Origin of the sequence: Proteiniphilum sp. UBA5463 (assembly GCF_002427225.1) — a bacterium.
GTDB classification, from domain to species: Bacteria; Bacteroidota; Bacteroidia; order Bacteroidales; family Dysgonomonadaceae; genus Proteiniphilum; species Proteiniphilum propionicum.
Genome location: NZ_DIQL01000025.1, coordinates 1 through 13,200 on the forward strand (window position 1 = coordinate 1; position 13,200 = coordinate 13,200).

General features: G+C 41.1%; 9 protein-coding genes and 1 pseudogene. All 10 read left to right on the forward strand.

The genetic code is table 11. The features are described 5' to 3' along the window. Nucleotides 1-876, forward strand: an 876-nt coding sequence (locus B3B27_RS03925; RefSeq protein ID WP_286846903.1) for a glycoside hydrolase family 27 protein, incomplete at its 5' end; no start/stop codon positions are given. 44 nt (nt 877-920) lie between these two features. After that, on the forward strand, nt 921-3,263 hold the full coding sequence (locus tag B3B27_RS03930; RefSeq protein ID WP_238867807.1) for a hypothetical protein: 2,343 nt from the start codon (nt 921-923) through the stop codon (nt 3,261-3,263). Between the two features lie 37 nt (nt 3,264-3,300). Next, nucleotides 3,301-5,544: a hypothetical protein gene (locus B3B27_RS03935; protein ID WP_238867808.1), complete on the forward strand. Its 2,244-nt coding sequence runs from the start codon at nt 3,301-3,303 to the stop codon at nt 5,542-5,544. 59 nt (nt 5,545-5,603) lie between these two features. Continuing rightward, nucleotides 5,604-6,482, forward strand: a complete 879-nt coding sequence (locus tag B3B27_RS03940; RefSeq protein ID WP_238867809.1) for a sugar phosphate isomerase/epimerase family protein — start codon at nt 5,604-5,606, stop codon at nt 6,480-6,482. A gap of 32 nt (nt 6,483-6,514) precedes the next feature. Next, nucleotides 6,515-7,369 (forward strand): sugar phosphate isomerase/epimerase family protein, encoded by an 855-nt coding sequence (locus B3B27_RS03945; protein WP_286846906.1) that lies wholly within the window; start codon nt 6,515-6,517, stop codon nt 7,367-7,369. An 18-nt stretch (nt 7,370-7,387) separates the two neighbouring features. After that, nucleotides 7,388-8,938, forward strand: coding sequence for a hypothetical protein (locus tag B3B27_RS03950; RefSeq protein ID WP_286846909.1), 1,551 nt, complete (start codon nt 7,388-7,390; stop codon nt 8,936-8,938). 63 nt (nt 8,939-9,001) lie between these two features. Further along, nucleotides 9,002-10,282, forward strand: coding sequence for a nickel-dependent lactate racemase (gene larA, locus B3B27_RS03955; protein WP_238867812.1), 1,281 nt, complete (start codon nt 9,002-9,004; stop codon nt 10,280-10,282). Between the two features lie 60 nt (nt 10,283-10,342). Continuing rightward, the gene (locus tag B3B27_RS03960) at nt 10,343-11,611 is read left to right on the forward strand and encodes an Nramp family divalent metal transporter (RefSeq protein ID WP_286832616.1); all 1,269 of its coding nucleotides are present in this window, start codon (nt 10,343-10,345) and stop codon (nt 11,609-11,611) included. Nucleotides 11,612-11,789: 178 nt separating this feature from the next. Continuing rightward, on the forward strand, nt 11,790-12,809 hold the full coding sequence (locus tag B3B27_RS03965) for a beta-galactosidase (protein WP_286846912.1): 1,020 nt from the start codon (nt 11,790-11,792) through the stop codon (nt 12,807-12,809). An 11-nt stretch (nt 12,810-12,820) separates the two neighbouring features. Further along, nucleotides 12,821-13,200: pseudogene (locus B3B27_RS03970) on the forward strand (glycoside hydrolase domain-containing protein); the annotation flags it as partial.

The window sequence follows — 13,200 nt, forward strand, 5'->3', positions numbered from 1 at the left end:
GCAGATTATGTCCACTCAAAGGGACTGAAATTTGGAATTTATTCGTGTGCCGGAACAAAAACGTGTCAAAATCGGCCCGGGAGCAATGGGTATGAGATAATTGATGCCAATACCTATGCTGAATGGGGCGTTGATTATTTAAAGTATGATTGGTGCAATTCCGAAGGTATCGACCCACATAAAGCATATATCGATATGAGTAAAGCCCTTGCAGATACAGGCAGGCCAATAGTTTTCAGCATGTGTGAATGGGGCAACAGCCGTCCCTGGAGTTGGGCGCAAAATGTGGGTCATTTATGGCGTACAACAAACGATATTTTGGATTGCTGGGATTGCAGGCGAGAATGGGGAGGTATGGGCTGGACAATCATCCTTGACTCACAGGTAGGTTTGGAAAAATATGCCGGCCCGGGACATTGGAATGATCCTGATATGCTTGAAGTGGGAAACGGGAAAATGAGCTATAATGAATATGTAGCACACTTCAGCTTTTGGTGTTTGCTTGCTGCACCCTTAATGGCAGGAAATGATCTTCGCAAAATGGATGCTAATATAAAAGAGATTCTTCTGAATAAAGATGCCATTGCCATCAATCAGGATACTGCAGGGATTCAGGGGAAAAAAGTATATGATGAAGGAGACTTTGAAATATGGCAAAAAGAACTCGATAACGATGATATTGCCGTGATATATTTTAACAGGAATCAACGCTCCTTCACCTTTCCCACTCTCTGGGAAGAGATTGGCATTGCTGGTGATATGAGCGTATATGATATTTGGAAACATGAGAATATCGGTGAGGTTAATCAGTTAAAGAATCTTGAGATAGAGGGACACTCCGTTAAATTCTTTCGGTTATCCGGTTCGGCAAAATGATGAATCTCTTAATATAATAAACTCGATAACAGAGATATGATTCTATGAAGATACAATACATATGTCTCATCCTGATTATGCTTATTGGTTTATCAGACCTGGGTTTTTTACAGGGACAAAACACAATAATTCAGGAACAAAACTTAACGGGAGAAGAATATTTAAAAGATACCAAGCCTCTGGAACTGGAAAGTATCGAAGTGCTCCGTTCCGAAATGATTGGAGGGATGTTCAGCTATTTTTCCAAGGTGTTAGAATCGGGCAGTCTGAATAAAAATCAATATTGGAACCAAAATTATTCTTCTACACATGAGTATGAAGCATCAATTGCCTCCAACAGGGAAAGGTTTAAAAAAATTACCAGGATAGTAGATGGGCGTTTACCATTTGACGGGTTAGTTCTATTGGAAAGCACAGCTCATAAAGCACTGGTAGCACAAACAGACAACTATTCGGTTTATCGCGTAAAATGGCCAGTCTTGGAGGGTGTTACAGGTACAGGTTTGTGGATTGAACCTCACAAAAACGTTCAGGCACAGATAGTGGTTATACCTGATGCAGATCAGTCGCCCGAAATGTTGATGGGGTTAAATCCCGGAATCCCGGATGAATCCTTGCTTGCACCGCGACTGGCGAATGCCGGTTGCAGACTGATTATACCGCTGATAATCGACAGGGACGATACTTGGTCGGGAAACCCTGAGGTAGTCATGACAAACCAGCCTCACAGGGAGTTTATTTATCGGCGTGCTTATCAGGTAGGAAGGCATATCATCGGATATGAAGTTCAGAAAGTGCTGGCGGCTGTTGATTGGTTCAAACAGCAGGCACCCGAACTACCCGTAGGCGTAGCCGGATATGGTGAAGGAGGGCTATTGGCATTTTACAGTGGCGCCGCAGACACCCGTATTGACGGTGTGTTGGTAAGCGGTTATTTTCAAGAGCGAGAAAAAGTATGGGAAGAACCTTTATACAGAAATGTGTGGGGTTTACTGGAAGAATTCGGAGATGCGGAAATTGCCGGCCTGATAGCTCCCAGGTTATTGGTGGTAGAGGCCTGTCAAGGTCCTGAAGTGAAAGGCCCTCCCAACGCCGTCGGCGGTCGAAAAGAGGTTGCAGCTCCGGGTCGTTTAACCACACCTCCATTAAACTCGGTACTTAATGAAGCTCACCAGGCAGAAGAACTATTTCGCAAATTGGGAATACCTTCAAAATTTCAATTGATAGTAAATGATAAAGGAAGGGGAATTCCTGGCTCAATGGCTGCTACAGAAAAATTATTTACCGGCCTCGGAGTCAATGCAGAGATATCAACCGGACCGAATCAACGCCCTATTCGTTTAACCACAGGTTTCAATTTCGATACTCGAATGCAGCAACAATTTTATGAGTTGATGAATCACATTGAATTGCTTGTAAAGAAGAGTCCAAAACAGCGGGAAAAATTCTGGAGCAAGGCAGACCCTTCGTCAGTGGAAAAATGGGAAGAATCAACTGAGTTTTACAGAGATTATTTCTGGAAAGAAATTATCGGAAAAATGCCTTCACCTGATCAGCCATTTAACCCCCAATCTAAACTGATATACGAAAATTCCAAGTGGAAAGGCTACCTGATAAAGCTGGATGTTTGGGAAGGGATACCCGCGGGTGGAATCATGTTGATCCCGAATAACCTGAAACAGGGAGAACAGTATCCTCTCGTGGTACTTCAGCATGGTCTGGGTGGACGTGCCGAATCTTATGTAAATTCTGAAAGGGACTCATTCGGATCTAAATTGATCGATATGGGCTACATTGTATATGCCCCACAGAATCCTTACGGTTTGGAAAATTTCAGAATATTTCAGCGAATGGCCAATCCTTTGAAACAATCGATCTTTTCAGTCACTATCGGTCAACACGACCAGACGTTACAATGGTTAAAAACGTTGCCTTTCGTAGACGAAGATCGTATCGGGTTTTATGGATTATCTTATGGAGGAAAAAGCGCCGTCCGGATACCGGCTGTTCTAAAAGATTATAAAGTAGTAGTTTGCTCAGGAGATTTTAATGAATGGGTATGGAAGACTACCTCATTGGATTTTCCTGCCAGCTATATGTTCGTGGGGGAATATGAGGTGTTTGAGTTTAACCTTGGGAACAGGGTAAATTACGCGGAAATGGCAGGGTTGATTGCCCCAAGAGCGTTTATGGTTGAACGGGGGCACTGGGACCCGGTTGCACCCGATGAGTGGGTTGCTTACGAATATGCCAAAGTCAGAAGGCTGTATACACAATTAGGTATCGGGGAGTGTACTGATATCGAATTCTTCGACGGAGGACACAAGATTAACGGAGTGAAAACCTTAGAGTTCCTTGAAAAACACCTTAAGAAAATAGCAGAATAAATGATTATCATTACTTCCGCACACAAAAATAGAAAAAATGAGGAAAAGAATAATTTTAAAAAAAACGGCAGTGCCGGTTATACTTATAGCGCTTATCTTGAGCGCAGTAGGATGCACTAACAACAGTAGAGCAGAGGATAACGACATAGTTATTGAAAATAGTGAGTTAAAACTCATTTTAAGCAGTAACGGAACCGCGAAAAGCCTTATTCATAAACCAACCCAACAGGAATGCTTATTAAGAGGGGCTAATCTGCCGGTCTTCTCAATCAGGCAGGAAAGGCCCTATGATAATGAGCATCAGCTGGCTTATCCGGCTATCAGCAAAGAGTTCTCTTCAGATACGATATACCAGGTGGATGATCAACTTGTCGTCGGTTTCGAGTTGATAGATTATCAAGCATATATTGATCTGAAAATAACGGATCACTATATTGGTTTTGCTCTTGAGAAGCTGGAATATCACATGGACGATATCGGCATAAAACGAAAGACTGAAATAGATGAATTCACACTCCTGCAAATTCCATTGAAAGAGAGAAGCAATTTTGGGGAGTGGCTGAACGTGATGTGGGACGAAAATGTGGCAGTAAATTTACTGGCTGCCAATCCCACAACTAAAATTGAATCAAAAACAAGAGACGGTTGTAAAGTTGTCCGTGCAGGAGGTGTTGCAGAAGTACAGATTGAAGGGATAGAAGCTGTACTGATTGCCACGGAAACTGCTGCACTTCTCGACCGTATCGACAGGGTCGAACGTGACTACGGCCTCCCTTTGGGGGTTGAAAGCAGGCGCTGCAAAGAATATAAAAATTCATATTATGAACTCAGAAATGTCACCACGCAAAATATAGATGAGCACATATCCTTTGCAAAGCAGGGAGGATTCAAGCAGATGGTGATTTATTATACTGATTTTGCTGCATCTATGGGGCATTTTCCGTGGAAATTCCAATATCCGGGAGGGATGAAGGATTTACAGGAAATTGTGAAAAAGATTGAGGATGCCGGCATGATCGCCGGACTCCATCTTCATTATAATAAAGCAGGGATAAACGATTCCTATGTTACTCCTATCCCGGATTCCCGGTTAAACGTACGGAACGTTTTCACACTGTCGAAAAATGTTAATAGGAGTGATACTGTTATCACTGTAGAAGAAAACCCGGACGGGACTACTTTGGAGGATGGAAGGCGTTATCTGAAGATTGGAAATGAATTGGTCAGTTATAAAGGCTACACGACTTCTCCACCCTATCAATTTACAGGATGTCAACGGGGTGCATTGCACACATCTCCCAACAATTTAGATGCCGGTTACATGCTTGGAATATTGGATGTAGACACATGGCCGGTTTTTGTACGGTTTAATCAGAGAACCGGCATTCAGGAAGAGGTAGCGGAAAGGCTTGCGAATATCTATGATCAGGCAGGATTTAAGTTCATATATTTCGATGGGGCAGAAGATGTTCCACCTCCCTATTGGTATAATGTCTCGAAAGCTCAACTGGACGTATATAAAGCGTTTAAAAATAAGCCCCTCTTTTCGGAAGGGGCATGTAAATCGCACTTCAGCTGGCATATTCTGACCCGTGGGAATGCTTTTGACATATTTCGTCCCGAAGTAATCAAAGAAGCCACACGGATTCATCCTGTAGCAGAAGCGAGACTGGTTTCAAATGATTTCACCGGTATTGATTTCGGTTGGGTCGGCTATGTGGCCCCGGATAAAAGTACGATAGGTATCCAACCTGACATGCTCGAGTATATCACCAGCCGTGCAGCCGGGTGGAACTCGATTATTTCACTTATTGGAAATCTTGATCAGTTGAAAGCTCACCCCAGAACGGGAGATAATCTGGAAGTGATCAGAAGGTGGGAGGAAGTACGAGAAAAAGATATCCTGACAGCCGAGCAAAAGAGAGAGCTCCGGGAGTCTGGGCAAGAACATATACTGCTGGTAAATGAAAATGGGGATTATGAACTTGTACCATACCAGCAAATAACTGATCTTGCTGATGGAAGTCAGGAAATTCGGGCATTTATATTTGAACGGAACAGTAAAATATGGGTCGTTTACTGGCATATCTCAGGAGAATCAAACATCCTGTTGCCGGTAAATTATGAGAACATAAAACTTTTTGAAGAATTAGGAAAAGAGATCCCGGTCGAAGAAAATGGCAACGGAATTAATTTACCCGTTGGAAACCGAAAATACGCGCAATTTGATCTGCCAAGGGAAAAAGTAATCGAGATATTCTCACAAGCAGTTTTACAATAAAAAATAATGAGAATTTATCAAACACTATTAAGAAGTTGAATTAATTAAAACAAAAAATTATGATTAAGGTAACATGTGGATTCACGATTCCGATAACCTTATATGGTTTGCCTCCAAGTGTAAATAATCTTTTAAAAGTGATGGGAGAGATAAGCGAAGCCGGGTTTGACACCATCGAAATGGAAATAGATGCCGGTGAGTGCCAAACTTATGCCGATAAATGGCAAACGATAATAGATCGTTCAAAGAGCCTGAAACTGGATGTTGTAAGTATCATGGCTGTTACCTACGAACTTTTTTCCTTTGATGAGGAAAAACGGCGAAATTCGTTGGAACGATTTTCCCAAATTTGTGAAATGACGGCTGCCATAGGAGCAAAAATGGTGACCAACTGCTTCTATCTCCCACCGGAAATGGTTCCCAAGGAAAGAACATCCCTCTATCACGGCGGGCCTGCCGATGCCGTTGCTATACCTGAAGGGTTTGTATGGGAAGAACTCAGGAATAATGTCATCGCCCAATTAAGAAAAGCATCAGGTATTGCCGAAAAGAATGGGCTGCAGTTTGCGATGGAGATGAGGGCGGGCGATTTTATTTCATCCGTCGATGGTGTTATCTCTATATTTAAAGATGTAGGCGTGGAGAATATCGGCATGGTATACGATGTTGCCCATGCAAACGCTATAGGAGAATATCTGGATTTAGGCATATATAAACTGAACAATTACCTCAAACTGGTTCATCTCTCCGATAACGATGGTACTAGACCGTACCACTACCAGCCTGGCAGGGGAAATATTAATTTCAGGAATATCATTCACACTTTAAAGAAGGTAAAATATGAAGGGTATGTAGTGGTTGATATCAGTGGAATTGATAACATCATGCAGGAGGCTGTAAAAATGAAAGAAATGTTGGAAAAACTGATAGCAGAGTGAGATCTTATGTTCAATAATGAAAAATCAATCGTATGAAGTTAAGTGTATCATCTAAACTATATCAGAATTACAGGTTGGAGGAAACTATTAAACGGATTTCCAAACTCGGCTACGACGGCATAGAGATTTGGGGTGGACGTCCGCATGCATATTACCGGGATATCAACCAGACGACTGTTTCATCCGTGAGGGAATTAATCGAAAAGACCGGACTTGAAATATCCGGCTTTATCCCGGCACAGTTTGGTTATCCGACAAGTTTATGCAGCCCAATCCCATCTATCCGGAAAGATAGCGTGGAATACATCAAAAATAGTATCGACACATCCCTTTTACTGGGATGCAGGACAGTAAGTCTTTGTCCTGGCCGCACCCTGTATGGGCAGGGCTATAACAGTGGAATGGCCGAATTAACAAGTAGTCTCGATGAGCTGGTGGACTATGCAGTTGCCAAAGAGGTGCTTCTGTTATTGGAACCGGCCCATATGATGGAAAGTGATCTGGTTCTCACGGTGGAAGACGGGGTAAGGCTCATCGAGGATCAAAAATACCCAGATATGGGTATAGCTTTAGACACCGGTCATTGTCACGTGAACAAGGAATCATTGGTAGACTCTCTGTTACTTTTGAAGAGAAAAAACATTCCACTGCATGTTCACTTGGATGATAACAACGGGCTGGCCGATCAGCATAAGATTCCGGGGGAGGGAACAATCTGTTTTACACCATTTTTCCAAACTTTGCTTGAAACCGGATATAAAGGATTCTTGACCGTGGAATTGGGATTCGATTATACTTCCAGTCCGGATGAAGCTGCCCACCAAAGCAGAGAATTTGTCCTGTCAGTTCTGGAAGATACCCATATTCGTATCAAAAAAGGGCAATAATAATGAAAAAATAATCCAATGACTTTAAAGGAGAAGATTGCAGGCAGAAAAAGGAGAACAGCTAAGATCATCCTGCTTTTATTCATTTCTCTCTCTTTCAGTCATTATGAAGTAATGGCACAGATAAAAGCCGGAACAGGAAAAAGCAATATAACGGCAGATTCGGGAAATATCAACGACTCCCTGTATGTGAAAACCCTGGTTCTGGAGAACGGAGAGTTAAAGATGGCTATCATTACCATGGATGTAGTTGCCATTGGAACCATAGGGAATATTTTGGATAATTTCTTAGATGATGTGCGAAATGAAATTGAAAGTAAGTTTGGCATTAAAAGAGAGCATATTTTGGTAAGTGCATCACATAATCATCATGACGGATTTTTAATCGGTGAAAATTGGTTATGCAACGACATTCAAAACAGGACTATCTCGGCCGTAGAGAAGGCAATCTTAAACCTTGAACCTGTAAAAATTGGAACGGGAACGGGCTCTGAAGACAGGTTCGCGATGAACCGCCGTATCAATCTTAAAAATGGGAAGGTTTTTACGATTCGGCATGCGAATCCAAATATGCAAGATGAAGAGATTGCCGATTTGGGAGAAATTGACCCTGAAATAGGAATATTGAAGATTGACCGGTTAAATGGTACGCCCAAAGCAATACTTTATAATTATGCCTGCCATCCTTACACAGGTGTTCCAAATAAAAGAGTGACTGCCGAGTACCCCGGATTTGCCTCCCAATTAATTGAGGAACAGCTCGGACAGGGAGCCATGGCCTTTTTCCTTCAGGGAGCAGCAGGAGATATAACAGAAATAATGTATAAGGATGTAAACCATCCGAGAGATAGTGAACCTTTTGGTCAAATGCTCGGACTAAATGTACTAAACAGGACAAGAGAAATAGCCACCTGCGAAACTAAACGGTTATCTGTGGTTAACAAGGTCATCTATCTTCCACTTCGTTCGGATTTTGCTTCGAATCTGAATGCTTTGGAAATGGAAACTCAGATACTTTTGGACTCTCTCAGATCAACAAGTTTGAACTTAAAAACATTTCTTCCTTTATACTTGAAATACAAAATTTCCGAATCCTATCCTTCCTATTATAAATATCTATATCTGGATGAAGAGAAAAAAGGAACAGAAGATTTCAAGAAACTGGATGAATCAAATAGGAGAGATATCGATAAATATATCCGCAATATCCATATAATGGAGAGGCTATCTCATATTCGTGAAGATATCTATTGGTTAAAACTTAGAAAGGAGTTGGCCAACAAAACTGGAGGAACGAGTATTCCTGTAGAGATTTTGGGAATCCGCATCGGAGACTTTATACTTGTTTCTTTTCCGGGAGAAGCATTTGCAGCTGTAGGACTTAGCATCAAGAAAATGTCGCCATATCCTTTTACTTTTCTTTCAGCTTATTCCAACGGTTACATACATTATGCTCCCGACAAAGAGGCCTTTCAAAAAGGCGGATATGAAGTGACAAATTGCATTCTTGCACCCGAATGGCAGGAGACTTATGAAAAAGAGATACTGAGAATGATAAAGCAATTATAATTAAATCTATAAAACGAATTAAATCATTAATTAATAGATATTCACACATCAAACGATTTGCATATGAAAAAGGAACATACAAAAGAGAAAACCGTAAAGGTTATTCCTGTTCATTTCGGAGAAAAACTCATCGAACTGCGAATTCCTGAAAAAAATCTTTGTTTCAGTCTACAAAGAAATGAGTTTAGTCCACCTGAAAATCCCGGTGATGAAATAAAAAGAGCCTTACAGAATCCAATAGGGACAAAAAGATTAAGAGAGATAGTTTCAAAGAATTCGTCCGTGGTTATCTTGGCAGATGACAGGACAAGAGTTACACCCCAGAAAGTAATTATTCCGTTAATTCTTGATGAATTGCATGAAGCGGGAATTGGCAACGAACAGATCAAGCTGGTTATAGCCTACGGCACTCACAGGCCTATGACAGATAAAGAGATACTGGAACGGTTCGGGCAGGACATTATTGATCAAATTGAAATAAAACATCACGATTGCCAGGGGAATCTGGTAAACAGAGGAATAACCAAGAGAGGAACAAGAATAGTTGTCAACAAAGATGTTCTCAATGCCGACATACGTATTGGAGTTGGTGGAGTGCTACCGCATCATCCTGTCGGCTGGAGCGGTGGTGCCAAAATCCTGCTCCCCGGAGTGGCAGGAACTGAAACAGTTCATGCCATGCACCTGCTGGGAGCAACTGAACAACAACTAGGCAAAGTGTTGACTCCCTGTCGGGAAGAAATGGAAGATTTTGCAAGAGACGTAGGGCTTCATTTTATCGTGAATGTTATACAGACTGATAAAGGAGAGCTGCTGAAAGCTGTGGCAGGTCACTTTATTGAAGCACATCGTGAAGCTGTAAGGTGGGGAATGAAAATTTTCGGTTCAAGATTCACTGAAGCAGCCGATATCACCATCAGTAGCGCTTATCCGTCCGATTTTGATTTCACACAAGCCGATAAAGGGTTGTTCTCGGCAGAGATTGCCACCAAACCCAAGGGTGAAATTATCCTTCTGTCACCTTGTTATGAAGGAATTGCACCTACTCATGGAGAAGAGATTGCCCGCCTTGCCAAATATGATGATACCACGCTTTTCAAAATGCTGGATGACAATGCAATAGAGGATCGGTTTGGAGCTTCGGAGTGTATGTACCTGAACCATATTAAGCGGAATTTCAAAGCAACTTTAACAATGGATCCTATACTGACCAATCTGCTTGGATTTCATTATTTGAGAATAGATGATCTACAAGAGTATTTGAGTGAACGCATCAATCTGGAAAAAGATATTCAAATTGGAATAGTACATAATAGCAGTGAGGTCTTACCGGTTCAGGAATAAACTGAAAGTATAACCATTCACATATAAAAATAAATCAACAATTGAAAAACAGAAAATTTCATGTCTGAAATAAAGTCAGTTTTGAAGCGATCCGGGAATTCTCTGAGATCCGTAGGACCCGGTCTATTCCTTGTAGGATATAGCATCGGCACAGGAAGTGTGGTTGCAATGGCCTCAGCAGGATCCCGTTATGGAATGTCTATGCTTTGGGCTTTAGCCCTTTCCTGCATATTCAGTTTTTTCTTATTGGAAGCTTATGGACGGTATACCATTGTAACGGGAGAAGGAGCACTGTATGGTTATAAGAAACATTTCAAATCTCTGGGTAAACTGGCAGCTTTGATAACTTTGGTTGGATTGGTTTTTGTCGAGATTCTGGCACTTATTGGTATAATGGGGATTGCTTCCGACCTTATGAGACAAATATCCATCCGTCTGTTTGGGGAGCCGGGATGGAATCCGGTTTATATTGCATTTGGAGTAATTATTTTTTTATATCTATTCCTGCTGACAGGAAAATATTCCTCTTTTGAGAAATTAATGATAGTTTTCGTCTCCATCATGGGTATCAGTTTTATTATCTCCATGTTTGTTGTTTTTCCTGAGCCTAATACTGTAATAGAAGGACTTATCCCCAACATACCGGACGAAAAAAATGCTCCGATGATCATTGCGGCGTTAGTAGGGACTACGTTAACGGCACCGACCTTTGTAGTAAGGAGCATGTTGATGAAAGAGAAAAAATGGACAACGAAACACTCGAAACTTCAAACAAAAGATGCCTTTGTGGCAGCGTTGTTGATGTTTATCATAAGCGGTTCTATTATGGCATGTGCCGCAGGTACTTTATATATTGCCGACAAACCGGTTGAAGATATACTCACGATGGTAAGTATGCTGGAGCCGTTCCTGGGACATCTGGCTTTATCTGTTTTTATCATGGGAATATTTGGCGCAGCCCTCTCTTCTGTTTTTCCAATCGTGATGCTTGCACCTTTATTGATCAGTGACTACGAAAACAGACCTGTTATATATAAAGGATTCCGTTTTCGATTAATGACCGGCATTGCGCTTCTTTTTGGGTTAATTGTTCCCGCATTTGGATTTAAGTCGGTCTATGCCATGTTGATCAGCCAATTGTTTCAAATATTTGTATTGCCGATTGTAGTTATTGCCATTATATATCTGTTAAACAGAAAAAGTATAATGGGAAAATATAAGGCGGGATTCTGGTTTAATCTTGGACTTTTGCTAACACTCCTTTTTTCCTTATATATTTCTTATCAATCCATTGTAGGCTTTATAGAATCATCCCATACAATTTTCTAAAGAGACAAATTTTTTATTTACTCCTAATAATAAAACCGGTAAAACTCTATTTATACAATCAGAACCAACTTATCATCCTTGTCGATGAAATGACGATTATTCTTATGGCAGTTAAAACAAATCGTGGAAAATTTAAATGATTTATATTTATGTGAAACGAAAAAATGAAACAAAGGAGATGAATTTTATAAAATATGGCATAATATACACGGCTGTGTCTTTATTTATTATATTCGCCAACGTGAGATCGCAAGTAAATTTAAATGATATTCCAATGATTGGTGCAGAAATATTCATAGAACCCGGGCAGTCGGATGAAAATGTAGAGAACTGGTTTAAAATTCTCAGGAAAAACAATATGAAGGTTACACGTATCCGCATGTTCGAAAATTATATGAAGGATGTAAATGGCGACTGGGATTTCAGCTTATTTGACAAGGCATTCTCTTATGCGGAAAAATATCATATTAAAGTCTATGCCAATCTTTTCCCGGCTACAGATTTTACAGATGTAGGAGGATTTAAATTTCCGTATAACGAAGAACATCTTAACCGTATAGCCGATTATATAAAAAATGTAGTTCTTCATTTTAAACAACACTCATCTCTCTATGGTTGGATTCCCATTAACGAACTAGGGGGAGGGAACATAAATGACCCTTTGGCAAGGACAATCTACAAAAAATGGCGAGATAACTATGAAGACACCCAGCAGATCTATAAACTCACTGCTTACAACCAGCTGTCATTTGATAATGAGAAGTTCTTGTTGCATTATAACACATGGTATTTAAAATGGTTGTCGGATGAAATACGCAAATATGACAAAGAAAAGTCCATCCACGTAAATAACCATCAGATTTTTACACTGGCCGCACAGTATGATTTCCCAAGTTGGAGAACTTTTCTGTCCAGCTTAGGAGGTTCAGCCCATGCCAGTTGGCATTTTGGTTTTTTCCCCAGAAACAGGTATGCCATAGCCATGTCTGCAAATAGCGAGATTCTTCGTTCGGGCGCCGGTAACATTCCCTGGCTGATGACTGAATTACAGGGAGGAAATAATATTTACAGCGGTACCAACCCAATGTGTCCTACAAAGGAGGAAATAGGTCAGTGGTTTTGGATAACTATAGGTTCAGGGAGTAAAGGAGCAATCTACTGGTGTTTAAACCCAAGAGCATCCGGTGCTGAATTTTGAGAATCAACCTACAGGCTGATAAAACATGGGAGGAATTATTATCGCATATCAAGGTTACAGGAGGAACAACACGTGAAAAAGGAATTTTTTATTCTACCCTATACCGTTCATTCCTATGGCCTGCACTACGCAGTGATGTAAACGGTGACTTTACCGACGAACGGGGAAACGTGGTAAATGAAGGGTTCCGCTATTATACCAATCCCTCGTTTTGGGACGACTACCGGAACAAGCTTGTGCTGCTGGGAATGATCTCTCCGGATGTCACGACGGACATCATCAAATCGATTACCGACAAAGGGGAAAAAAGAGGAGGATATATGCCCACCTTCTTTCACGGAGATCATGCTTCGGTGTTTGTCGCAGGCAGCTGGTTACGCGGTATTACAGG